A 24910-nucleotide genomic window follows, 5' to 3' on the forward strand; every position below is an offset into this window, starting at 1 on the left:
AAGTAGGGAATCATGTGAAGAAAATCATTAGTATCGCATTTATCGTTTTAGCATTGGTATTAAGTGGTTGTGGTGTTCCTACTAAATCTCAAGTGGAGCAAAAAGCTGATAAAGTTGATGTTAAAGGTGAACGTCCAACAATTCGTTTCTTAGGACAAGCAAGTTATGAAAATGATATGAACATTGTTAAAGAACAATTAGAAAATGCTGGTTTTAACGTTAAGATGAATATTCAACCAGACTATGGTAGTTATCGAACGCAACGTGAAGCGGGGAACTATGATATTCAAATTGATGACTGGACAACAGTTTTTGGAGATCCAAATTATTCAATGTCGGCACTGTTTAGTTCAAATGGTTCAAACAGCCTATTGAAAGATAAAAAAGTAGATCGCATGATTGATCAGGCATCAACTGAAAATGATAAAGGTGCTAAACAAACTTATAAACAATTGGAACATGAAGTGATTTTTGATCAAGCGTATATGGCGCCATTATATGGAGCGAAAAAGAATCTAATTTATGATAATCATGTTATAGCCAAAAGTAGTGTAGGTTTACCAAACTCTCGTGCTTTAATCTGGCAACAATTTGACTATAAAGATAAAAAATTACGAGACACGAGACCGTTGATGATGACACAACAAGATAGTGAAATACCTACACTAGATCCTATTCGTTCTATTGCACCATCTGTTTATCCAATTAATATGAATATGTATACAAGATTATTGCTCTTAGATGACAATGATAAAATCACGACTAAGGGATCATTGAGTCGTGACTATGCTGTTAATAAAGACGATAACGAATTTTACTTTTTATTAAGGGATGATAGTTATTTTGCTAAAGTATCGCAAGGTGAAGCACAAAATACTGGAGAACGTGTATCTGCAGAAGATGTGAAGTTTTCACTAGATCGTGTACGTGATAAATCATCGGTCCCTAACAATATTACGTATAATATGCATAAAAATATTAAAGATGTCAGTGTCTTAAACAATCAAGATATTGATAAATTGCGTGATACTAAAACTAAAGGGAATAGTACAATTTATGATCGACTGATTAAAGGACACGGAGTTAAATCGTTAACAACTGAAGGTAACAAAGTAGATAATCAAAAAGGGACATATCAAATTGTTAAAATTACCACAAAGCAAGCTATGCCTAAAGAAGTAAACTATTTAACACACTCATCAGCAGGGATTTTATCCAAAAAATATGTGTCACAAGTAGATAAAGAAAATAGTAAAGGCTACGGTGATAGCAGTACAGTACCATCTTCTAAAGAGGGGAAAAATGAACTTTATGCGAGTGGTCCTTATATTATGACGACTAAAAATACTTATCAAGCAACATTCCAACGTAATCCAGGATTTAATGAAGATGAAAAAGATAGTTATGGACCAGCTAAAATTAAAAATATTACCTTAAAATTTAATGGTGATCCTAATAATGCGTTGTCAGAATTACGTAACCACTCCATAGATATGCTCGCAGACGTAGATCAAAAAAACTTTGATTTAATAAAATCTGACAATGATTTATCTATTGTACGTAAAAATGGACGTAAGTCGGTATTTTTAATGATGAATGTTAAAAAAGGTATTTTCAAAGAGCATCCAAACTTAAGACAAGCAGTAGTTAATGCGATTGATCAAGATCAATTTATTAAATTTTATCGCGGTGATAAATTTAATATTGCCTCACCAGTGACACCACTGGTCGATACAGGAAATAAACAACGTCAAAATTTAAAAAAGGTAGAACAGGCAATTAATGACAAACGTTAAATAACACAAAGTAGGAGGATATGACTATGGTCATGAGCTTGAGTGGAAATAAAGAAAATACGTCACAGGAAGGTATGATTTCAGTATCCCATCCTTTAGCCGCAAAGGTAGGAAAAGAGGTACTTGATAAAGGTGGCAATGCCATGGATGCCGTCATTGCTATTCAGTTGTCATTGAATGTCGTCGAACCTTTTACATCGGGACTTGGTGGTGGCGGTTATTTATTATATTATGATCAAGCCACTCAACAAATGACAGCCTTTGACGCCAGAGAGACAGCACCATCTAACATAGATCCAACATTTTATTTAGATGACCAAGGTAATTACAAATCGTTTTTTGATTTAACGACACATGGTAAGACTGTAGCAGTACCTGCTATACCTAAGTTGTTTGATTATTTGTATCATCATTATTGTCGTTTGTCGTTAGATGATTTAATTAATCCTGCTATTCAACAAGCCAGTGAAGGACACCGTGCTAATTGGGCAACTGAAAAATACTCGCGACAACAATTGGCTAGGTTACTAAAATATCCTGAAACTGCTGAAGCATTTACGATTGATGATGATTATTGGCATGAAGGTGATTGGATTGTGCAACCACAGTTGGCTAAGGCTTTAACACTGTTAAGAGATCAAGGGTTTGATGCGTTTTATCGAGGAGATATCGCACAACAACTAGTTGATGTTGTGCAGCGTTACGGTGGTTCAATCACATTGGAAGATTTGCAGCAGTATCAAATACAATTGAAAGAGCCAATTAGTGCAACATACAAAGATGTCGAAATTCATTCAATTGGGCCATCAAGTTCAGGTGGTATAACGATGATTCAAATTCTAAAACTATTAGAACATATTGATATTAAAAAAATGGGACCGAGATCAGTTGACTATTTACATCATTTAATTCAAGCAATGCACATTGCTTATAGTGACCGAGCTCAGTTTATTGCTGATGAGGACTTTAGCAATATTCCTATTAAAGCATTGATTGATGACGATTATTTGAAAGAGCGCAGTACTTTAATAAATAAGGACTATGCTAATATTGCTATTACTCATGGTCATTTACAAAGTAACGTTAGTCATACAGCGATTGATGAACAACATACAGAGACAACGCATTTTAGTGTGATAGATAAAGATGGCAATATTGCATCATTTACAACATCTGTAGGTATGATTTATGGTTCAGGTATCACGATACCGGGTTACGGTTTACTATTAAACACAACGATTGATGGTTTCGATATCGTTCCAGGTGGAATTAATGAAATTGAACCATGTAAACGACCACTTAGTAATATGGCACCTACAATAATTACTAAAGATAGTAAACCAATTTTGACAGTAGGCTCACCCGGTGCAATTAGTATTATTACAAGTATAGTTCAAACTTTGATTAATGTTTTAGAATTTGATATGACGATTGATCAAGCCATTGATGAACCTAGAATTTATAGTAGTCATCCAAATAGAATTGAGTGGGAGCCCCAATTTTCACAGCGAACAATATTAGCGTTGATTGCTAAAGGACATGCAATGGAAAAACAACCAGACACTTATATTGGAGATGTCCATGGCTTACAAATTGATCCAGAAACGTCAGCAGTGATGGGTGGTGCGGATGATACAAGAGAAGGGACAATTATAGGAGAAGATGTCTATATTGTTAGAGATAAACCGCAAGAGTATAAGCACTATAATGACAATAAAGACTATCACGTTTATTTAAATGATATCCAATTGCCGTTGTATCAACAGCAAATCATTTTTGATGATGATAAGTTCTGGTTAGACTCAAAAGTGGTTAATGATATTTTTCAAGTTGAGGACTACCAATTAGATGAAGTTAGGTCGGATGTTATCAATCAGCGTGAGTATATTGATATTGTAGATTTAGCGACTCAAAAAGGCTATGACGTTATTGTGGAAGATAATACATTATATTTGAGAGATACATACTATCCAACGAGACAACGTGAAGAAAATATGTATTATCGATATGATAGAGAGAGCATTACAAGATAATCTTCAATTTGGTTGATATAATATAGTAGAATCGGAGGGGGGAGACATAAATTTTCTATAACATTTATGTCGTAATCCTGCCCCTGCTAGACTGACTAGGTTTTGAAAATCAGACAGTTACTGCCGAATACTTAATTTTAAGTGTATAATACTTTTTGTCCCAGACTCTGTATCATAAGAAAAAAATTAAATATAAAAAAATAATAAATGGCTTGAAATATACTCACTTTATGCTATAATGATTGTAATGAGATTCATCATATAACTACACAAACCCCCTCACTATTCTCGGTAGTGAGGGGGTTTAACGTGTTGGCTAATATTATCGCCTTTTATCACTGCGGCTGCTTAGCCAATATTTAAAGGCCGCAATGACACAGCCACTAATTATAGAGGCTAATGTTGTTATGATGAGATTCATCATATTATCTACACCTCCTTCTTAGCCATACTCATTTTGAAAGTCAAGGCGACGACATTCATAAAATGATTGTTTTTTGAGAGGTGTTAAGATATTACTGAGATATTATCAGAATGTCGTAAAAAGGAATTAGACATCAATTTGTCCGATTCCTTTTTATTTTTTGTAGCAAAATATTTGAATATAAATCTAACTTACTCTAATATTCCTGGGATATAACGTACATGTTAAATTAATCGGAACATAAGTTTAAATTTAATGACGCTAAAACTTAAAGGAGTAATGTTCATGAGTAAAAAGACTATCGATCATCAACAAACAGAAATAACTATTATTGGTGGAGGTATCGGGGGCTTAACTTTAGCACGTGTGTTACATGTTAATGGTGTACCAGTTAAAGTATATGAAAATGATGCGTCACCGAATGCCAGAACACAAGGTGGACAATTAGATATTCATGAATATAATGGACAAGTTGCACTTAAAGCAGCTGGTTTAATGGATGACTTTCACAATATCATTCATGAAGGTGGAGATGCTGCACGCATTTTAGATACAAATGGTAATGTATTGTTAGAAGAGCCTAGTGATGATAGTAATGGTAGACCTGAAGTATTACGCGGAGATTTAAGACGTATACTAATGGAGTCATTACCAGATGGTGTCATTCAATGGGATAAAAAAGTGACAACTGTTGAAGAAATAGATGAACGTCAATATCAAGTAACGTTTAAAGATGGGACAACGATAGCCACAGACACTATTATTGGTGCAGACGGTGCATGGTCTAAAGTACGTAAAGTATTAACAGATGCTATGCCAGATTATACAGGTTTAACTTTCTTTGAAACATATTTATACAATGTTGATGAAGACCATCCTGAAGCGGCAGCAATTGTTGGTCAAGGTGCAATGTACGCCTTAACGCCAGGAAAAGGTCTAACAGCACATCGTGAAGCAAATGATATTATTCATACGTATGTTCAATTACGTTGCACTGCTGAATGGGTTGATCAAATAGACTTTAATGATAAAGAAGCAGCAATTAACACGATTTCACAAGCATTTGAAGGTTGGTCACCACAACTCATGACGTTACTTACGGAAAGTGATTCCAGTGTCATACCTCGTAAAATCAATGCATTACCTGATGGTTTGCGTTGGAATCATAAACCAGGCATAACTTTAATTGGAGATGCTGCGCACGTAATGGCACCATCAGGTGAAGGTGCTAATATTGCGATGTTAGATTCAACTGAACTTGCTCAAAATATTGCTAAATATCCAAATGATTTAGATAAAGCGATTCAACTATATGAAGAAAAAATGTTTGAACGTAGTGCTGAAGCAGCTCAAGAATCACATGAAGCCATTGACATGGTATTAGGAGATAATAGTCCTCAAAGCTTAATTAATGTCTTTAGTGGTTTAGATCCTAATGCATAAGTAATAATTGCAAAAGCTAGTATATTAGAAAGAGTGAACGATATGACACTCAATCGATATACTAGCTTTATTTTTATTTATAGAGATGTAACTATAACGCTCTTAATTGCACAAGACCGTAATAAAAAGTATTTTACCATCGCACTCGAGTTAAGATATGAGACGAAAGAAATGATTATTTCAACGAGTTAAAGCATCTTGATGATTAAGCTGCATACTACGAGTGATACTGAATTGTGGCAATCAACGATAATTTGTTATTCGTTTGATTAATATATTGATGTGCAACATCACTTTTAAAATGAATAGCCTGTTCTTTAGTTACAGTGTACTGCTTATTTTCTATTTCAAGTGTTAACGTACCATCTGTAACTATAATATACTCATCTGAACCTTGATGGTGTCCTTCTGAAGTCATAGCCCCAAAAGCTTCAATTTCCATTTTGAACATTTCAAAGTCCTTTTCAGGTGAATAGGGAAAATAAGGAAAAATAGTCACACTATGATCTTCGTTATAAATAGGAATTAAATCCTCATAGGCAACTGGGTTAACTTCAGATGATATTTGAGTGATTAATTCGGATAAGGAAAGACGTAGACCATTAGCAATTTTTGATAATGTCATAATACTAGGATTAGCTTGACCTTTTTCAATTTGATTTAGCATATTTTTACTTACACCTGTGATATCGGCCATTTTATCTAAACTTAAATTAAAATCTTGTCTGTAACGATAAAGGTTATGACCAATAATTTCATTAACATCTGACAAAAATAACGACTCCTTTATTTACAATATATCGCACATATTGTACCATATATTATTGTTGTGTACGAAATAATATAAAATAGGGAGGACAATATGGAAAAAGATTTACAAGCAAATAATAAAATTAATTGGCTTCTTTTTATAGGAATTTTATTGATAGGAGCTAATTTACGTGCGCCAATCACATCGGTGGGTGTCGCCTTACCAAGTATTAAAGATGCTTTACATCTTAATAATATAGCTGTCAGTATTATAACGATTATTCCATTAATCGCTTTTGCGATTATCTCACTTTTTGCAGCAAAAACAAGTAATACATTTGGTATCGAAAGAACGTTATTTGGAGCATTGATCATCATCTTGGTAGGTGTGATCATCCGTTCATTACCAAATGTAAGTGGCTTATATATTGGTACCATTTTCATTGGTATTGGTATTGCTTTTGGTAATGTCTTAACACCAGCAATAATTAAAGCTAAGTTTCCTTTACGTATAGGTATTATGACTGGGTATTATACAGTTGTCATGAATATCTTTGGTAGTTTATCATCATATTCTACTGGTCCGTTAGTCAAAGCATTTAATTATCAAATTGCACTTGGAATCATTGGTATCATCACGTTGATTGCAACTTTGATTTGGGTTTTTCAATTGAATCACAAAAATGAATCTACCACATCAAAACAGGTGGCTAAAGTTAATATTTGGAAGTCATCTATTGCATGGCGTATTACATTGTTAATGGGTGGACAGTCATTAATTTTCTATTCAATTATCAATTGGATGCCAGCCTATTTAGCAGATTATGGTGTATCGATTAATGAAGCAGGCTTGTACTTATCAATTTTACAATTAGCGATTATTCCTTTAACATTTATTACACCAATTTGGGCAACTAAAATGACGTCACAAGTACCTCTTGTGTTATTAACAGGAATCATGTTTATTGCTGGAACTTTAGCGATGCTTTTCTTACCACAAATAGCATTGATTTCGATTTTACTTTTAGGTATTGCTAATGGTTTATCATTTGGGCTTGTCAATACATTCTTTAGTTTGAAAACAGAAGAAAGTAGTACAGCTGCTAAATTATCAGGTATGTCACAATCCATTGGTTATTTATTTGCAGCAATAGGACCATTTTTATTTGGTAGTTTACATGATGCAACGCATAGTTGGATAGCATCAATTATGATCTTAGTCATAACATCATTAGCAATTCTTATCTTCAGTACATCAGTAGGACGTAATATCACTATAGAACAACATCAATTAAATAAATGATTGGATTTTAAATAATTAAAAAAGTATAGCTTTACAACTATTATTTTTATATAATAAAATTTGTGATTTAATTATACAAAAATAATAAAAGAGGTAAAGTGAATGGGAACTAAATTTATAGTATTTTCAATTTTAGTTTTATCTATTGTTTTGGGTGGTTGTAATTTTGATAATGATAAAAAAGAGTCAGACAATAAACCTAAAAAAGAGCAACATACTAAGAAAAAAAGTAATAATGAAGATAATGCGAAAAATGAAACGAATAATATAGAACAGAATCAACAGAATGACGAAGAAGTTGCTATAAATAATGATAATAACTATAATAATCAACAAGTTCAGACCAATCAAAATGAACAAATAAATCAAAATGTTAATAATACAAAAGATGCGCAAATGCAGAAAATAGAAGAATATGAGGCATATTTAAGAAGTAAACCAAACATGACGCAATCTGAAGCGGAACACTATAATGAATTAGTTGGCGATAGACAGTTACCAGGCGATGTTGCTACTAGAACTGGTCATAATGGTGTTGTAGCAGATCAGTGATCGTATCCAATTAAACCATATCCACTAAAAAACCACTGTGTGAATGAAATATTTCACACAGTGGTTTCTCTCTAAATATAAACTAGAATGTTTTTCCGAGTTCTTTAGCTTCTTGAATACCAGCAATTTTAATTTCTTCAGCTTTATGTGGCTCAGCATTATGTCCTTCAATTGCTAACGTTGTATATGAAGGTACACCTAAGAACGTTAATATTGTACGTAAGTAACGGTCGCCCATTTCGATGTCTGCGCCAGGACCTTCTGCATAATAGCCCCCACGTGATTGAATATGTAGTGCTTTTTTATCAGTTAGTAAACCTACGGCACCTTCAGAAGTGTATTTGAATGTTTTACCAGCGACACATACAGCATCAATATATGCTTTAACTACTGGTGGGAATGATAAGTTCCACATTGGTGTAACAAAAACATATTTATCCGCACTTAAAAATTCTTCCAAAATATCACTTAAACGATCAATTTTAGTTTGTTCTTCTTTTGTTAATGATTCACCATTTGCAGCTTTACCCCAACCAGTTAGGACATCTTTATCAATTAATGGAATATATTCCTCGAATAAATCGATGTGTTTTACTTCGTCTTTAGGATGGTTCTCTTGGTAAGATTCGATGAATGCTTTACCACCAGCCATTGAATTTGAAACAAGTTCATCAAATGGATGAGCTGTGATATATAATAATTTAGTCATATGTTTATCTCCTTTATGTTTATCTACAAGATATAATTATTATACCTACTATAGTTAAATATGACAACATTAAATGTTGCAAATTTTATTACTAAGCCACTATTTTTAAATAGTACTATATACTATTAATTAAAAATGCCTTAAAATGAAAATTAATATAATATTGTTCAAATCATAAAGGGGTAATACGTAAATGAAAAAGGTAATTGGATTAGTATTAACAAGTTGTTTATTATTTGCAGCATGTTCAACATCAAATAGCGATGCTAATGATAAGAACAAAGATCAAAGTAATCAAAGTGAACATAAGAAACATCATAAAGTTGTCAAAGATGGTCGTACCTATGTAGATGGAATTTTAATTGTTAATAAGAAAATTAGTTTACCAAAAGATTATAATCCTGGTGTAGACCCAAAAGCACAACAAGCACTTAACCGTATGATTGCAGATGCTAGTAAAGAAGGTTTGCATATAACTAACATTAGTAACTTTAGAAGTTATCAAACGCAAGTATCTTTATACAATAATTATGTTGCTAGAGATGGTAAAGAAGCTGCTGATAAGTATAGTGCACGTCCAGGTTATTCTGAGCACCAAACAGGTTTAACATTTGACGTTGGTGCAGCTAATTCACCTGAAAATTTAAAAACAACATTCGGTAACACTAAAGAAGGTAAATGGATTAAGAAAAATGCGCACAAATATGGGTTTATCGTTAGATATCCTAAAGATGGTACACATATCACAGGTTACCAATATGAACCATGGCATTTACGTTATTTAGGTAAAAAGACCGCAACAAAAGTATACGATTCAGGTAAAACGCTTGAAGAATATTTAGGATTATATCCTGAGAAATAATATTATAAAAAGTATTCAATAATGAATATGCTGAGATTGGTAGCAACTGTCTAGATTGAAAATAATGAACTAACGTTTTACCAGCTTTCGCTCCCAATCATTATTAGAAATAGAATTAATGACAATGAAGGTCAAAGTCGTTCCGGCTTTGGCCCTTATTTGATTTAGCATATTTAACAACATTACTACTAAAGTATGATAGTGTCTGACTAGCAAAAACATGTATTTGCGACTATACTTAAACACCATTAAATAAAAAGGATGTTAATTCAATTGAAGAGAGCACTTAAATATATATTAAGTATTGTTATGATTGTCGTTATCTTCGGTAGTATTTATCATTATAAAGATGACATACAACAATGGTGGAAACAATTAGAACACCATAACGAAGCTACGATATCGAAGGAAGATAAAGGCTGGCAGCGTATGTTTAATGGTAGTCGTCAAACGGAATCGTTTGGTGAATATAAGTATAATGATTTTGATAGTAAACACTATGGTATAGATTATGCTATTCCGAAAGATACGCCGATTAAAGCTGTGACCAATGGTACTGTAACAAGAACGTTTGATAATCAGTTAGGAGGAAAAGTATTACAAATTGCCGAAGATAATGGGCAATATCATCAATGGTATATGCATTTGAATCGTTATAATGTTAAAGAAGGTGACCATGTTAAAGCAGGAGATGTTATTGCCTACTCTGGGAATACAGGAGAGCAAACGACTGGACCACATATACATTTTCAACGTATGAAAGGTGGCGTGGGTAATGCTTATGCTGAAGATCCAGAGTCATTCATTAAACAATTACCTAATGGGGAACGTAGTTTATATGATTTAAAATAACGTACTAAAAAAGCCAATGACAGTGAGTGAAGTTCAACGACATTACTCAATGTTATTGGCTTATATATTTTAAATTATCTTGTGAAGTTATTATATATTTTAATACCGATAATAATTAGCATACCTGTTACTACAAGTCCGCCAATTGCTAATAGTATATGTAAAGGAATGGTGTACCAATGATGATTGGATAATGGTTCAGCTTTTACAGAAGGTGCATGTTGTCCTGGTATAAATTGTCGTTTATATGCGACTGAAACGTGATTATCTTCAGATAGATGCAATTTATATTTTGACTTATCTTTTGGAACAACATCATATAAATCAGACGAAACAGTATAGCGCTTGCCATCAAATTTATGTTCACCTTTAGATAATACTTTACGATATTCATAATCATCAAAGCCGCGTTTAATCGCAGCATTAGCTATTTTTTGACGTGCATGTTTAGCAGCTTCACTTGGATATGGGCGAACGTTTAATACAACCGCATTAATACGTAAGTGATCCTTTTTAGCAGTTAACACTAAATTATAACCATTTTCACTAGTACCAGTTTTTAGACCATCGACGCCAGACATTGCATCTTGTAGTGACGGTAACGACGTATTCGTATTATGTAATTGATTACCTTGCTGTTGGTCATTAGTTAATTTAGTAATTTGTAAGATATTTGGGTGTTTATCAATCAAATGTTGGGATAACACGGTCATATCTTGTGCTGTTGAATATGATGTTGTTTCATTTTTATATTTTTTAGGTGCATAAGTATCTAAGAGATTATTATTGGCACCACTTGGATTTGTAAAATGAGTATGTGTCATATGTAATTGCTTAGCAGTATCATTCATCTTATCTGTAAAAGCTGAACTATCTTTACTAACATGATCTGCAAGTATGATTGTGGCTGCATTACTAGACTCTAATGCAGCTTGTTTAATTAATTCTTCTACTGTATAAGACTTACCTTGATCAAGTGGTACAGTAGTCAGATTGGGTAAACGCGTTAATTTAGCTTGGTCAGCAGAAATTTTAACTTTGTCATTTAAGTGAATGTCTCCTGATTTAATACTATTAAAGACGAGGTACAGCGTCATTAACTTTGCAGTGGAAGCTGGATCAAGTTCTTTATTAGCATGGTATTGATATAATATTTGTCCCTGTTCGGTTGTAACAAACATTCCTTGTGGATTAAAAGTTGAGTCTAAAGTTTGATGCTGGGATTTAGCAATATCTACAGGTGTTTCAGCAGCCTGACTGTATGGAGACTGAGTTAAAGATAGTATTAATAATGACGTTAAGAGCGCAATCAATTTTTTCATGTTTAGTCTGTTAACCTGACCTTTCAAAATAGCTAATATAATATTGTTAATATTATCAAATTAAAGTGTAATGCACAATATATTTAGAAATAATGATAATCATATTATTAGAAAATTTAAAATTTAAGAGTAATAGACAAATTAGTAATTATATGTATTATATGTGTGAGTTTCTATATTTTGAAAATAGATAAAAATATAAAAGAAAAAGGGGTTCCTAGTTAGGACGTAGCTGGGGTAGTCTGACGGTTGTCTGAACATAGACTGCGAGATATCAAACTATATCAATAAAGCGAGTACTTTATCATGTAAGCACTCGCCGTTAGATGGTGTTATTTGAATGTCATTAATTGATCTTCTAATTTAATACGTCGATATAAGAAATAACTATATGGAATAAGTAATAGAGATGTGTATGAGGCGTGCGTTAATAATAAGACGCCAATTAATTCAGGAATGATATTTAAGAAATAGTTAGGGTGCTTTGTTATACGATATAAACCGGATTTAATAATCGGATGCTTAGGTAAAATGAATAGCTTTAAAGTCCAAATGTGACCTAACGTATGAATGACGACAAATAGCATGGTATAAGCAAATATTAATAGTAATAATCCAATGACATTCAGTACGCTAAATGAATCTTTGTTGATCATAATTTCTAAGCCTGCACCAGCGTAAATTAAAATGTGTGTTACGGCTAGCCATTTTGAATTAGCAATCCCATATTCTTTAGCACCTTGTAATTTTAATTGTTTGGCATGTTTAATAGAAATATATAAACTCATTAATCGAGTGGTAAAAAAGCATAATAATATGATGAAAATCATGATGTCCTCCGTCTATTTATCTAGTTGTTATTGCTACATTATGTAACACATTCATTGTATATATGAGCATAGCTAAATTCCATTAACTAATTATTAACTTTTGGCGTTTGATAATGTTATTTTAAAATAATTTTGTGGTAAATGACGTAAAGCATAGAAATAAATGAGCAGATCGGCATATTAGGAGATTATTATGTAAAAACATCGAGTTATTATAATAATAACCCGATGTCATAGAGTACGTGATTTATGATGTTTGTCGTTTTTTATAGTAATATATTGGTACACCTAGTAGTGTAATGACAATACCAGTGCATGCCAAAAGAGGTTGCGTAAATAATGTGTTAACAAGTACGAAGACACCTGCTATTAAAGCAATGCCAGGGACGATAGGATACAAAGGTACTTTATATGGACGTTGCAATTCAGGCTCTCTTTTGCGGAGAATGATAACAGCAACAAAGGCCATACTATAAAATGTCCAAATGACAAATATTAACATGTTCGTAATCGTATCGAATGCACCTAATAACATCATGATACTTGCAATAACTAATTGAACGATACCACCAGTCCAAGGAACACGAGAAGGTGTTAAACTCAAGAAGAATTTTTCGAAAGGTAGACGATGATTTTTAGCCATAGCGTAAGGAATACGCATACTTGTCATAATATAGCCATTCATCGTACCATAAACTGAAATCAAGATACCTATAGTTACTAATTTACCACCAGATGCACCAAATAATATTGCAGATGCATCACTTGCAGCGTTTAAATTACCAGCGACTTGAGAAATAGGTAACGTCATTAGGAATGTTGCATTGATTAATAAGTAAATAACCATGATTAATCCTATACCAATAGTAATTGCAGCTGGTAAATCTTTTTTCGGATTTTTTAATTCACCAGCAATATTACCAACATGTATCCAACCATCATAGGCAAACATTGTTGCCAATAATCCACTGCCAATTGCTGTAAAGAAACCAGATTGTGTACCATTAACTATTGGAAATAATGAAAATTGAACATCTTGCTTACTAAAAATACCGATAATGACAATTAAAGCTATCGGAATAAATTTTATTACCAGGGTAATAGATTGTAAAATACCGCCTGCTTTAGAACCTAAGAAATTAATTAAAACAATTGTTAATGCACTGATAAAAGCAATAGGTATGAGTAACGATATTTGAAGATGAAATAAATTGACTATTTGTGTTGCGAAAATAATAGCAAGTGCAGCGATATTAGCTGGAAAGTAAATAAATGCTTGAGCCCAACCGGATAAAAATCCCCAGAAATCGCCGTAAGTATATTCAATATATTTTGTTAGTCCACCAGTTTCTGGGATTGCAGCTGCAAGTTCAGCACCTGTTAAACCTGCACAAATTGTCACAATACCACCTAAAAACCATACAAACATAGCCATACTTGTTGAACCGGTTACTTCAGTTACATTAGATACTTTAAAGAATACACCCGAGCCAATGACTGTTCCCATAACGAGAGATAATGCAGCAAAAAAGCCAATACTTTTCTTTAGTTCTGTGTCATTTCCCAATATCCTTACCTCCTATCTCATTAGACGTTATCCTACGATACCTTTGCTAGTATCTGGTGTTTTTAATAGGTATTCAATAATATGTGATATACGAGAAAGGTCAACATTACCTCCAGAGACAAGTGCAACAACATTTTTATGCTCTAACCATTTTGGCTCGATTTTACCACTTAAAATGGCAGCTGTTGGTAAAGCACCTGCACCTTCAGTAATAATTTTGGTTCTTTGCATCAAATCTTTCATAGCCATTGAAATTTCATCTTCTGACACTAAAATAAATTCATCTACGAGATTATCAACAACTGGGTATGTTAAGTTACCTGGAGTAGCAACATCCGTACCATCAGCTAATGTAAAGACATCATGGTGGCTTGTGATTACACCTTTATAGATAGAAGCGGCCATACCATGAACATTTTCAGATTGTACACCAATAATATGAATATTTGGGTTAAATGATTTTAAGGCTGTGGCTATACCAGAAATTAAGCCACCACCGCCAACTGGTACGATGACTGTATCAACATTCCAAATATCATTAAGTATTTCTAAGCCAATCGTACCTTGCCCAGCCATCACTTCTTTATCATCATATGGGTGAACAATAGTCATACCACGTTCTTTAGCTACTTTTTCCATATATAATCTTGCATCATTAAATGTTTCGCCTTCTAAAATAACGTTTGCACCATAACCTTCAGTAGCACGTTGTTTAGCAATAGGTGCTTCTAGTGGCATAACGACAGTCGTTTCTATGCCAAGTAATTTACCCGTTAATGCTACACCTTGTGCATGGTTACCCGCAGAAGCTGTGATGATACCTTTTTGTTTTTGTTCATCACTTAAATGCATAATTTTATTGTAAGCACCTCTAAATTTAAATGAACCAGTAAATTGCATGTTCTCTAATTTAAGGTAAACATTACCCCCGGTGACAATATTACTTAAATACATAGATTGAATAAGAGGGGTTTGGCGAATAACATGTTTTAATGTGTCTTTAGCTTCTTTAATGTCTTGAATACTGCAGTTGTCATATGTTTTTAATACTTCACTACTTGTTGTCATCATTGACATCCTCTCTCTATTTTAGATTTTAATTCTAATCATCATATATATTTTATTTAACAAGATTTTCTAGATTTTCATATGGTAAATCATGAGATTGTGCTAAACCTTCATTTGTTATGTGTCCGCGATAGATATTAACACCACTGGCTAAGACTGGATCGTTGCTAATTGCTTGGTCTATACCACTTTTGCTGATAGCTAATAAGTATTCGATATTACCAGCAGCTAACACCATTGTTGAAGTACGTGGTACAGCACCAGGTTGGTTTGGAACAGCATAATGGATAACATCATCTTCGATATAAATTGGCTCAGCAATTGTTGTTGGATGGATACCTTCCACAGTTCCGCCTTGGTCGATTGAGATATCCACAATAACTGAACCAGGTTTCATTGAACGTACCATATCACGTGTGATTAATTTTGGAGGTTTGGAACCGGGGATTAATATCGTTGAAATGAAGGCATCAGCATGTTTTATTTCTTCTTTAAGCGTGTCTTCATTAGATTCAACTACGCGGAAGTTAGGGTGGTTGAAATGTTGTGTTAACCATTCACGTCTTTGTGCATTGAGTTCAATAATGGTTACATGCGCTTGCATACCTAAAGCTATGGTTGCAGCGTTGACAGCAGCTGAACCACCACCAAAAATAACGACATTGCCAGAAGGAATACCATCAATGGCATCTATACCAGAAATTAAGATACCTTCACCTTTATGTTGAGCTTCTAAGTAATAAGCAGCCATAATCATAGAACGTCTACCAGCTACGGCACTCATAGGTGCTAATAATACTGCTTTGCCATCTTTGACAATGGTTTCACCGCCAATAGCAGTAACACCAGCTTTTTGCATCGCTTCAACAGTTTCTTTAGATGATGCTAAATGTTGAAAACCCCAAATAATTTGGCCATCTCTAAAGAATTTGAATTCTTTTTCATCAGGCTCCTTCACTTTAATAATAAGGTCAGATTTCCAACTATCTTCATGTGATACAATGTGAGCACCAGCTTGTTGATATTCTTCATTGGAGAATCCTGATCCAATGCCAGCATCTGTTTCAACATAAACTTCATTTCCTGCAGCTACCAATTTTGCAACGTTTTCAGGTGTACATGCTACACGTCCTTCACCTGGTTTAAGTTCCTTAATAACACCAATTTTCATAACTAATCTCTCCTTTGTGATTTAATTCACAAACAGTGTAAGATTTTTAAATTAATAAGTCAATGAATTTTACAAGTATTTTATAGAATTCACAAATTATTAACATATGTACAAAATGTTACATTTCATATATTTTTTAAATTTGCATTTTCTGAAAATTGAATAAAATAGTATATTGTAGTATTGAAAGCGAAGCATCATTAATTATAGTATGAGTTGTTTCATTGATGATTTTAAAACTTAAGAAGTGGCTTCAAATGATTGAAATATAAATTAAGAAAATTAACTAATGAGAGAAAATTACGTAAAAGTTTAGTGGAAGGTTATGTCGGAGTTAATTATCTAGATAGTATAAGTAATTATTCTTTATTGTAATGCTTATTGAAAGTAGCAAGGTGAATCAAATATATTATAGGGAATTCAGCACTAATTCCCCAAAAACTCAACTACTAAATATTATGACAATGCATATTGTAGACTTTACATCTGTTATGTAACAGCTTACATTATTCTGTATCTCTGTATTATAAAATAGTACAGTTCCTTGAAATATACATATTTTTGATGAAAAATATACACATATCATGTGAAAATTATCACAAAATACATGGTACAATGCATGTGAAAACGTTAACATATAATTTAAAATTTTTAACAATATAACAATGGAGGCGTTTAATATGCTAGAAACAAACAAAGATCACACAAAGGCTTGGCAAGGATTTAAAAATGGTAGATGGAATAGACATGTAGATGTTAGAGAATTTATTCAATTAAACTATACGCTGTATGAAGGAAATGATTCATTTTTAGTTGGACCTACTGAAGCAACATCTAAGTTATGGGACCAAGTGATGCAATTATCTAAAGAGGAACGTGAACGTGGTGGCATGTGGGATATGGATACAAAAGTGCCATCAACAATTACTTCACATGATGCAGGATACTTAGATCAAGCGTTAGAAACCATTGTCGGCGTACAAACTGACAAACCATTTAAACGTTCGATGCAACCATTTGGTGGTATTCGTATGGCAAAAGCAGCTTGCGAATCATATGGTTATGAATTAGATGAAGAAACTGAAAAAATCTTTACAGACTATCGTAAGACACATAACCAAGGTGTATTTGATGCCTATTCTAAAGAAATGCTTAATTGTCGAAAAGCTGGTGTTATAACAGGATTACCTGATGCATATGGACGTGGTCGTATTATTGGAGACTATCGTCGTGTGGCACTATATGGTGTAGATTTCTTAATGGCTGAAAAAATGCATGATTTTAATACGATGTCTACTGAAATGTCAGAAGATATTATTCGCCTTCGTGAAGAACTATCTGAACAATATCGTGCGTTAAAAGAATTAAAAGAATTAGGTCAAACTTATGGATTTGATTTAAGTCGTCCAGCTGAAAACTTTAAAGAAGCTGTTCAATGGTTATATTTAGCATATCTTGCAGCAATTAAAGAACAAAATGGTGCAGCAATGAGTTTAGGACGTACATCAACATTCTTAGATATTTATGCAGAACGTGATTTGAAAAATGGTGACATTACTGAAAATGAAGTTCAAGAAATTATCGACCACTTTATCATGAAATTACGTATTGTTAAATTTGCGCGTACGCCAGATTACAATGAGTTGTTCTCAGGAGATCCAACGTGGGTAACAGAGTCTATTGGTGGTGTAGGTATTGATGGTAGACCACTTGTAACGAAAAATTCATTCCGTTTCTTACATTCTTTAGATAATTTGGGACCAGCACCTGAACCAAACTTAACAGTATTATGGTCAGTACGTTTACCGGATAATTTTAAAACGTATTGTGCAAAAATGAGTATTAAAACAAGTTCAATACAATATGAAAATGATGATATTATGCGTGAAAGCTATGGTGATGACTATGGTATTGCATGTTGTGTATCTGCAATGACGATTGGTAAACAAATGCAATTCTTCGGTGCACGTGCGAACCTAGCTAAGACGTTATTGTATGCGATTAATGGTGGTAAAGATGAAAAATCCGGTGCTCAAGTAGGTCCTAATTATGAAAGTATCCATAGTGAAGTATTAGATTATGACGAAGTATTCAATAAATTTGATCAAATGATGGATTGGCTAGCAGGCGTATATATCAATTCATTAAATGTTATTCACTATATGCATGATAAATACAGTTACGAACGCATCGAAATGGCATTACATGATACAGAAATTATTCGTACAATGGCCACAGGTATTGCAGGCTTATCAGTTGCAGCTGATTCGTTATCTGCGATTAAATATGCACAAGTTAAACCAATTCGTAACGACGAAGGACTTGTTGTCGATTTTGAAATCGAAGGTGATTTCCCTAAATATGGTAATAACGATAGTCGTGTGGATGATATTGCTATCGATTTAGTGGAACGCTTTATGACAAAATTACGTAGCCACAAAACATATCGTGATTCTGAACATACAATGAGTGTCTTAACAATCACTTCTAATGTGGTTTACGGTAAGAAAACTGGTAACACGCCAGATGGACGTAAGGCAGGAGAACCATTTGCGCCAGGAGCGAATCCAATGCATGGTCGCGACCAAAAAGGCGCATTATCTTCATTAAGTTCAGTTGCTAAAATACCTTACGATTGTTGTAAAGATGGTATTTCAAATACATTCAGTATCGTGCCTAAATCTTTAGGTAAAGAAGCGGATGATCAAAATCGTAATTTAACAAGTATGCTTGACGGTTATGCAATGCAACATGGACATCACTTAAACATCAATGTCTTTAATCGTGAAACATTACTTGATGCGATGGAACATCCAGAAGAATACCCACAATTAACCATTCGTGTATCAGGTTACGCCGTTAACTTTATTAAATTAACACGTGAACAACAACTGGATGTTATTTCTCGTACATTCCATGAAAGTATGTAATAACGAATAAGGTGGGAGCACAATGCTAAAGGGACACTTACATTCTGTTGAGAGTTTAGGAACTGTCGATGGACCAGGTTTAAGATATATATTATTTACACAAGGATGTTTGCTCAGATGTTTATACTGTCATAACCCAGATACTTGGAAAATTAATGAGCCATCAAGAGAGGTAACTGTTGAAGAAATGGTCGACGAAATCTTGCCATATAAACCGTATTTTGACGCCTCAGGTGGTGGCGTGACGGTAAGTGGAGGAGAGCCGTTGCTACAAATGCCTTTTTTAGAAAAATTATTTGCAGAATTACAGCACAATGGTGTGCATACGTGTCTTGACACATCTGCTGGTTGTGCCAATGATACTAAAGCATTTGAGAGACATTTTGATGAATTACAGAAGCATACAGATTTAATATTGTTAGATATTAAACATATTAATAACGATAAACATATTAAATTGACAGGTAAACCAAATACACATATTTTAAATTTTGCGCGCAAACTGTCTGCAATGAAGCAACCTGTATGGATTCGTCATGTACTTGTACCTGGCTATTCAGATGATAAAGAAGATTTGATTGAATTAGGTAAATTTATTAATTCGCTCGATAACGTCGAGAAGTTTGAAATCCTACCTTATCATCAATTAGGTGTCCATAAATGGAAAACATTAGGCATCCCATATCAATTAGAAGATGTTGAAGCGCCAGATGATGAAGCTGTAAAAGCAGCTTATCGCTATGTTGATTTCAAAGGGAAAATTCCCGTTGAATTATAAATACAATTAAAACCCAACAATGAAGCACGTTCTGTAGAGTTATCACTCTAACAGGACGTGCTTCTCTGCGTATGATTCGAAAGTGACTTTGATAGCGTCACGTTGTTTATATTGTATTATCACTTTATTAAAAAACATAAGCTCCTAGTATGAGACTCAAGGATAGTGTCAACAATGTTTTAATAAATTAGCATTTAATAATTAATACACTTTAATATTATTAAGGTTCCAATTAACGTTTTATTTCATTGATTATTTGTTTGTATGGCCCTTGGAATGCCATATTATAAATATTTTTGGCTAGTTGATCTCCAGGAATCCTATTATCGTCTAATACCCAAAACTTGATTGTAGAGATAACAGCACCAGCAATATATGAATGAAAATATTTGAACGGCATACCATTAATTGCTTTATGGCCAACTAATACGCGTTGTAAGTTTAACTCAATGGTTTCAGATAACTTATCTTCAAGACTACTTTTACGATTCATCGCAAATAATACTTCATAAAGTTCAATATTATTAAGAATAATTTTGATGATATTTTTAGGACCATATTCAAACACTGCAACGATATTTTCAGTATCTAACGTTTCGAAAGTAGAGAAGTCAAATTCTTTAATATATTGTCTAATATTGTTAATTTCTTGATTTTCTAAGGCATTTAACAAAGCGTATTTATCTTCGTAGTGTTTATAAAATGTTGCTCTATTAATATCTGCTTCATCAGCAATTTGTTGAATTGTCACTTCTTCTAAGTCATAGGATTTTAACAAATTAATAAATGCTTGATGTATTGCATATCTCGTTCTTTTAACTCTTCGATCAACCATGCTAGTCACCTCAATATTTTATTCAACATAAAGGTAGTTTAACGCTCTGATATATAATAAACAACAATTTGTTGCTTATATTTTGGCGACAATTAATAAATCTTTGTTGCTTAAGATTCAGATTGCCATGTATTGGTTATTGTGTCAGGCATAATTAAGATTATAATTGACATCAAGAATGATAAACAACATATAGTTGTATAAAAGGAGATAGAGAAAATGAAAAATAAATTAGTATGGTTAGCACCGATTGTTGCGATTTTTATTTTGGTAGTATTAGCAACAGCATTTTATCCAGCGTATAATCCTAAACCAAAAGATGTTCCAATGGCTGTTGTTAATGAGGATCAAGGATTAAAAGCTAATGGTAAAGAAATAAATATCGGGAATAAATTCGAACAAAAATTACTTAAAAACTCCAATGAAGCTATGGATTGGTCTAAAGTGACATCTAAAAAGCAATTAGAAAAAGATATTAAAAATGGCAAATATATCGGAGCTATTATTATTGACAAAGATTTTTCAAAAGATGCGATGAGTCAATCTCAAAGTATTGTAATGACAGAAAAACAACAAGAAATGAAAGATAAAATAAAATCTGGTGACATTAGTCCTGAGCAAGTAGTAAAGATGAAACAACAACAGCAAAATGTTGATACGCCAGAGCCTAAGCAAGCTGAAATTTCGACGATTGTCAATCAGGGAAGTAATAGCCAAATAGCTAATATCGTTAGTCAAGGTTTAACTACAATGACTGATAATATGAATAATCAAATAAGTAAACAAAATGTTAAATTATTAGCACAACAACATATGGATATACCTAGTGATAAATACAGTGATATTGCCAATCCTGTTAAAGTAGATCAATCTACATTACACAAAGTTAAAGATCACCAAGCTAATGGCAATGCTGCCATGTCAATGTTTGCACCAACATGGTTAACTTCTATGTTAGTAGCAGTCATTACATTTTTTGCTTTTAGAAATAGAAAGGCGTTAGCTACACATAGTGATAAAATTAAATTCATTAGTAAATTAGTTATCGCAGTTATTGTAGCTGCATTTGCAGGGGCGTTCTCTTATGTTTATTACATGAACGGCGTATTTGATTTCAATTTTACACGTCCTAATGATGTAGCACTACTTATGGGAATAACGATACTTGGTATAGTGTCACTGCTCATTGCTTTTTTAGTATGGTTTGGTCTTCCTGTTGTACCGTTGTTAATGTTGGTTATCATCTTCACTATGCAAGCAATTATGTTACCCACAGCTATGGTACCTAAATTTTACCAAGATTATATTTTGCCATGGAATCCGTTCTACCATTTTATAAATGCGTTGAAATCAATTATTTATGAAGGACAGCATTTACAATTTGACGGCACAATTTGGATATTTATCAGTTTTATGATTGTAGGCTTAGTTTCACTCACTGCGGCAATATATGTAAAAAACAATAAGCAATCACAGAATTAACTTAATAACTTAAGTTTCAATTAATATTAAAAAGACCACCTTGGACGCTATCTACAGTAGTGTATAAGTCAATGGGGGTCTTTGAATATTTAACATGTTATAAGCGGATTTTATTAGAACACCGACTTTAGACAAATACTGTTTTGTTAGTGATATTCTACAAATTCTCTATTTAATCGTTCAATAAATTACCAATATTGGCTATAAGATTAGCTTTTAAAATATTAGCCATATGCATGGTATTGTATGCTAACCATTTAACATGTTTTTCAGTAAAGGCATTTTTATGATCAATATCCATATAAGAAGGAGCTGGACCTGCTTCGCCAACCCAATAGGTATCAACATTTGGTGGAATCGTGAAACCAATATGACGTCGAACGTGATTATAGAGTGATGTCATTAGACTATAATGTCATGACAAAACTGAAACGACAGGCACCTGAAATTGATAGTGGTTATATTATTCCATTGCAGTTTGGCCATTTTGAAGATACGAATTTAGACTTCTTTGTTATCGAAGATTTTTCATATACGCCAAGACTAGTTAATCAAGCTCATCGTGAACATAAACAAGTATACACTTGGACGATTGATGGGGAAGAGGATATTACGAAGTATTTACAATCTCCAGTAGACGGTATTATTACTGATAATGCTGATTTAGCACAGCAGATTAAGCAAGACAAGAAAGATGAAAGTCACATGGATGTTGCTACAGAATTTTATTTGAATAATTAAGCAAAGAGTCTAAAGTGTTTGATAGTGCACTGACAAATTGTTCTATGTATGTTGGTAGTCTCTTAACCGTAACTAACTTATGAAATAGTTAAGAGGTTATACCAATAATCATTAACAAGATTTATATCGTAGTCCCACTCATCAGTAACATATTATCAAGAACAACAGCAGTAAGAAGGATATTAAAGTAAACATCCTCTTACTGCTGTTGTTAATTTGTTTCTATGACATACTTAAGTTTTATATTCGAATGTATAGCTATTAATGTTTAGCGAATATATTCAAATATAGCTGCAGCGCCCATACCAACACCGATACACATCGTGACCATACCGTATTGCGTATGTGGTTGTTTGCGCATTTCTGCAAGCAATCTAGCAGTTAACATGGCACCTGTCGCACCAAGAGGGTGTCCTAATGCTATTGCACCACCATTGACGTTAACTTTCTCTTCGTCAAGACCAACTTCTCTAATGGATGCTAACGTTTGTGATGCAAAAGCTTCATTTAATTCGATTAAATCTATGTCGTTTAAAGATAGGTCGCACAAATCTAATACTTCAGGAATAGCGTATGCAGGGCCAATACCCATAATTTTAGGATCAACACCTACAGCTTTAAATCCAACAAAGCGTGCAATAGGTGTTACGCCTAGTTCTTTTACTTTTCGGTCGGACATGATGACTACGAAACCAGCACCATCGGATAAAGGGGCAGAAGTTCCAGCAGTGACAGTACCGTCAGCCTTAAAGACCGTACGTAATTCAGCTAGAGCTTCTATAGTCGTTTGTGGTCGGATAAATTCGTCGGTATCAAATACAGATTGTTCAATTATTGGGCCATTCTGATTATAGCTAACAGTATTGACATTAATGGGTATAATTTCATCTTTGAAACGACCAGATTGTTGTGCTTGCGCAGCACGTTGATGACTACGAACTGCATATTGATCTTGATCTAATCTAGAAATATTGAATTGCTCAGCAACATTTTCAGCAGTTAAGCCCATGGGATAAGATGCACCAGAGTCTTCATCTTGAAGTGTTGGGTTGTTAGTTGGTTCATTACCTCCCATTGGTACAGCACTCATTAATTCAACACCACCCGCAACAAGAATGTCACCTTGTTCTGACATAATTTCATTAGCTGCAATGGCAATGGTTTGTAGACCGGACGAACAATAACGATTCACTGTTTGCCCAGGCACAGTATTAGGTAATCCAGCACGTAAAGCTATTGTGCGAGCGATATTTTGGCCTTGTAAACCTTCAGGGAAGGCATTACCAACAATGACATCTTCAATCATATCAGTAGTAAAAGAACCACCAACACGTTGTAACACACCTTGCAATACTTTAGCGGCCACATCATCAGGTCTTTCATGAAATAGTGCACCGTTCTTTGCTTTAGCAGCTGCTGAACGACCATATGCTACAATATATGCTTCTTGCATGCTTATCAT

General features: G+C 33.6%; 20 protein-coding genes and 2 pseudogenes. 11 read left to right on the plus strand and 11 right to left on the minus strand.

Going from position 1 to position 24910, the window contains the following annotated elements; genetic code table 11:
- The first annotated feature begins 14 nt into the window (after positions 1 to 14).
- Both CD113_RS01735 and ggt read left to right on the plus strand, forming a co-directional pair.
- Positions 15 to 1796 (plus strand): ABC transporter substrate-binding protein, encoded by a 1782-nt coding sequence (locus CD113_RS01735; protein WP_002463793.1) that lies wholly within the window; start codon positions 15 to 17, stop codon positions 1794 to 1796.
- Between the two features lie 26 nt (positions 1797 to 1822).
- Positions 1823 to 3829 carry a gamma-glutamyltransferase gene (gene ggt / locus CD113_RS01740; RefSeq protein ID WP_002463795.1) on the plus strand — a complete coding sequence of 669 codons (2007 nt, stop codon included), beginning with the start codon at positions 1823 to 1825 and terminating at the stop codon, positions 3827 to 3829.
- 322 nt (positions 3830 to 4151) lie between these two features.
- Here ggt and CD113_RS12630 read toward each other — a convergent pair whose 3' ends face one another.
- Positions 4152 to 4253, minus strand: coding sequence for a type I toxin-antitoxin system Fst family toxin (locus tag CD113_RS12630; protein WP_136527612.1), 102 nt, complete (start codon positions 4251 to 4253; stop codon positions 4152 to 4154).
- Positions 4254 to 4538: 285 nt separating this feature from the next.
- On the opposite strand from CD113_RS12630, the gene CD113_RS01745 reads away from it, so the two are divergent.
- Positions 4539 to 5696, plus strand: coding sequence for an FAD-dependent oxidoreductase (locus CD113_RS01745; protein WP_002463797.1), 1158 nt, complete (start codon positions 4539 to 4541; stop codon positions 5694 to 5696).
- Positions 5697 to 5913: 217 nt separating this feature from the next.
- Here the strand turns inward: CD113_RS01745 and CD113_RS01750 are convergent, their stop codons facing one another.
- The gene (locus tag CD113_RS01750; protein WP_002463799.1) at positions 5914 to 6468 is read right to left on the minus strand and encodes a helix-turn-helix domain-containing protein; all 555 of its coding nucleotides are present in this window, start codon (positions 6466 to 6468) and stop codon (positions 5914 to 5916) included.
- 90 nt (positions 6469 to 6558) lie between these two features.
- On the opposite strand from CD113_RS01750, the gene CD113_RS01755 reads away from it, so the two are divergent.
- Both CD113_RS01755 and CD113_RS01760 read left to right on the plus strand, forming a co-directional pair.
- Positions 6559 to 7749: a CynX/NimT family MFS transporter gene (locus CD113_RS01755; protein ID WP_002463801.1), complete on the plus strand. Its 1191-nt coding sequence runs from the start codon at positions 6559 to 6561 to the stop codon at positions 7747 to 7749.
- Positions 7750 to 7851: 102 nt separating this feature from the next.
- Entirely contained in the window at positions 7852 to 8301 is a 450-nt protein-coding gene (locus CD113_RS01760; RefSeq protein ID WP_002463803.1) for a hypothetical protein, read from the plus strand.
- A gap of 82 nt (positions 8302 to 8383) precedes the next feature.
- Here CD113_RS01760 and CD113_RS01765 read toward each other — a convergent pair whose 3' ends face one another.
- A complete protein-coding gene (locus tag CD113_RS01765; RefSeq protein ID WP_002463804.1) occupies positions 8384 to 9010 on the minus strand; it encodes an FMN-dependent NADH-azoreductase in 627 nt (208 codons plus the stop codon).
- Between the two features lie 193 nt (positions 9011 to 9203).
- On the opposite strand from CD113_RS01765, the gene CD113_RS01770 reads away from it, so the two are divergent.
- Together CD113_RS01770 and CD113_RS01775 are read left to right on the plus strand one after the other, a co-directional pair.
- Positions 9204 to 9872: a M15 family metallopeptidase gene (locus CD113_RS01770; protein ID WP_002463807.1), complete on the plus strand. Its 669-nt coding sequence runs from the start codon at positions 9204 to 9206 to the stop codon at positions 9870 to 9872.
- Positions 9873 to 10145: 273 nt separating this feature from the next.
- On the plus strand, positions 10146 to 10724 hold the full coding sequence (locus tag CD113_RS01775; protein WP_002463809.1) for a M23 family metallopeptidase: 579 nt from the start codon (positions 10146 to 10148) through the stop codon (positions 10722 to 10724).
- Between the two features lie 74 nt (positions 10725 to 10798).
- Here CD113_RS01775 and pbp4 read toward each other — a convergent pair whose 3' ends face one another.
- The 5 genes from pbp4 to CD113_RS01800 all read right to left on the minus strand — a co-directional run bounded on the left by pbp4 (position 10799) and on the right by CD113_RS01800 (position 16682).
- Positions 10799 to 12046, minus strand: coding sequence for a penicillin-binding protein PBP4 (pbp4, locus tag CD113_RS01780; protein ID WP_002463811.1), 1248 nt, complete (start codon positions 12044 to 12046; stop codon positions 10799 to 10801).
- A gap of 332 nt (positions 12047 to 12378) precedes the next feature.
- On the minus strand, positions 12379 to 12876 hold the full coding sequence (locus CD113_RS01785) for an isoprenylcysteine carboxyl methyltransferase family protein (protein WP_002463813.1): 498 nt from the start codon (positions 12874 to 12876) through the stop codon (positions 12379 to 12381).
- Between the two features lie 247 nt (positions 12877 to 13123).
- On the minus strand, positions 13124 to 14443 hold the full coding sequence (locus CD113_RS01790; RefSeq protein WP_002463814.1) for an APC family permease: 1320 nt from the start codon (positions 14441 to 14443) through the stop codon (positions 13124 to 13126).
- A gap of 27 nt (positions 14444 to 14470) precedes the next feature.
- Positions 14471 to 15511, minus strand: a complete 1041-nt coding sequence (gene tdcB, locus CD113_RS01795) for a bifunctional threonine ammonia-lyase/L-serine ammonia-lyase TdcB (RefSeq protein WP_002463815.1) — start codon at positions 15509 to 15511, stop codon at positions 14471 to 14473.
- A 52-nt stretch (positions 15512 to 15563) separates the two neighbouring features.
- Positions 15564 to 16682: an alanine dehydrogenase gene (locus tag CD113_RS01800; RefSeq protein WP_002463816.1), complete on the minus strand. Its 1119-nt coding sequence runs from the start codon at positions 16680 to 16682 to the stop codon at positions 15564 to 15566.
- Between the two features lie 680 nt (positions 16683 to 17362).
- Here CD113_RS01800 and pflB point away from each other — a divergent pair.
- Complete coding sequence (pflB, locus tag CD113_RS01805) at positions 17363 to 19612, plus strand: formate C-acetyltransferase (protein ID WP_002463817.1); 2250 nt, start codon at positions 17363 to 17365, stop codon at positions 19610 to 19612.
- Positions 19613 to 19634: 22 nt separating this feature from the next.
- A complete protein-coding gene (pflA, locus tag CD113_RS01810; RefSeq protein WP_002463818.1) occupies positions 19635 to 20390 on the plus strand; it encodes a pyruvate formate-lyase-activating protein in 756 nt (251 codons plus the stop codon).
- Between the two features lie 232 nt (positions 20391 to 20622).
- Here the strand turns inward: pflA and CD113_RS01815 are convergent, their stop codons facing one another.
- Positions 20623 to 21225: a TetR/AcrR family transcriptional regulator gene (locus CD113_RS01815; RefSeq protein WP_002463819.1), complete on the minus strand. Its 603-nt coding sequence runs from the start codon at positions 21223 to 21225 to the stop codon at positions 20623 to 20625.
- A 219-nt stretch (positions 21226 to 21444) separates the two neighbouring features.
- On the opposite strand from CD113_RS01815, the gene CD113_RS01820 reads away from it, so the two are divergent.
- Positions 21445 to 22707 (plus strand): ABC transporter permease, encoded by a 1263-nt coding sequence (locus CD113_RS01820; protein WP_002463820.1) that lies wholly within the window; start codon positions 21445 to 21447, stop codon positions 22705 to 22707.
- A gap of 172 nt (positions 22708 to 22879) precedes the next feature.
- Here the strand turns inward: CD113_RS01820 and CD113_RS01825 are convergent.
- Positions 22880 to 23080 (minus strand): annotated as a pseudogene (locus tag CD113_RS01825) (flavodoxin family protein); the annotation flags it as partial.
- A gap of 2 nt (positions 23081 to 23082) precedes the next feature.
- Between CD113_RS01825 and CD113_RS01830 the strand changes: the two are divergent.
- Positions 23083 to 23444, plus strand: a pseudogene (locus CD113_RS01830) (glycerophosphodiester phosphodiesterase family protein); the annotation flags it as partial.
- A gap of 272 nt (positions 23445 to 23716) precedes the next feature.
- Here the strand turns inward: CD113_RS01830 and CD113_RS01835 are convergent.
- On the minus strand, positions 23717 to 24901 hold the full coding sequence (locus CD113_RS01835; protein ID WP_002463823.1) for a thiolase family protein: 1185 nt from the start codon (positions 24899 to 24901) through the stop codon (positions 23717 to 23719).
- Between the last annotated feature and the right edge of the window lie 9 nt (positions 24902 to 24910).

Source organism: Staphylococcus simiae, from assembly GCF_002902085.1.
Classification (GTDB): Bacteria; Bacillota; Bacilli; order Staphylococcales; family Staphylococcaceae; genus Staphylococcus; species Staphylococcus simiae.

Bases quoted from the DNA above. Each gene is read 5' to 3' on its own strand.
- ggt (WP_002463795.1), top strand. From the start codon at position 1,823: ATGGTCATGAGCTTGAGTGGAAATAAAGAAAATACGTCACAGGAAGGT.
- CD113_RS12630 (WP_136527612.1), bottom strand. From the start codon at position 4,253: ATGATGAATCTCATCATAACAACATTAGCCTCTATAATTAGTGGCTGT.
- CD113_RS01745 (WP_002463797.1), top strand. From the start codon at position 4,539: ATGAGTAAAAAGACTATCGATCATCAACAAACAGAAATAACTATTATT.
- CD113_RS01755 (WP_002463801.1), top strand. From the start codon at position 6,559: ATGGAAAAAGATTTACAAGCAAATAATAAAATTAATTGGCTTCTTTTT.
- CD113_RS01760 (WP_002463803.1), top strand. From the start codon at position 7,852: ATGGGAACTAAATTTATAGTATTTTCAATTTTAGTTTTATCTATTGTT.
- CD113_RS01765 (WP_002463804.1), bottom strand. From the start codon at position 9,010: ATGACTAAATTATTATATATCACAGCTCATCCATTTGATGAACTTGTT.
- CD113_RS01770 (WP_002463807.1), top strand. From the start codon at position 9,204: ATGAAAAAGGTAATTGGATTAGTATTAACAAGTTGTTTATTATTTGCA.
- pbp4 (WP_002463811.1), bottom strand. From the start codon at position 12,046: ATGAAAAAATTGATTGCGCTCTTAACGTCATTATTAATACTATCTTTA.
- CD113_RS01785 (WP_002463813.1), bottom strand. From the start codon at position 12,876: ATGATTTTCATCATATTATTATGCTTTTTTACCACTCGATTAATGAGT.
- tdcB (WP_002463815.1), bottom strand. From the start codon at position 15,511: ATGACAACAAGTAGTGAAGTATTAAAAACATATGACAACTGCAGTATT.
- CD113_RS01800 (WP_002463816.1), bottom strand. From the start codon at position 16,682: ATGAAAATTGGTGTTATTAAGGAACTTAAACCAGGTGAAGGACGTGTA.
- pflB (WP_002463817.1), top strand. From the start codon at position 17,363: ATGCTAGAAACAAACAAAGATCACACAAAGGCTTGGCAAGGATTTAAA.
- pflA (WP_002463818.1), top strand. From the start codon at position 19,635: ATGCTAAAGGGACACTTACATTCTGTTGAGAGTTTAGGAACTGTCGAT.
- CD113_RS01815 (WP_002463819.1), bottom strand. From the start codon at position 21,225: ATGGTTGATCGAAGAGTTAAAAGAACGAGATATGCAATACATCAAGCA.
- CD113_RS01820 (WP_002463820.1), top strand. From the start codon at position 21,445: ATGAAAAATAAATTAGTATGGTTAGCACCGATTGTTGCGATTTTTATT.
- CD113_RS01835 (WP_002463823.1), bottom strand. From the start codon at position 24,901: ATGCAAGAAGCATATATTGTAGCATATGGTCGTTCAGCAGCTGCTAAA.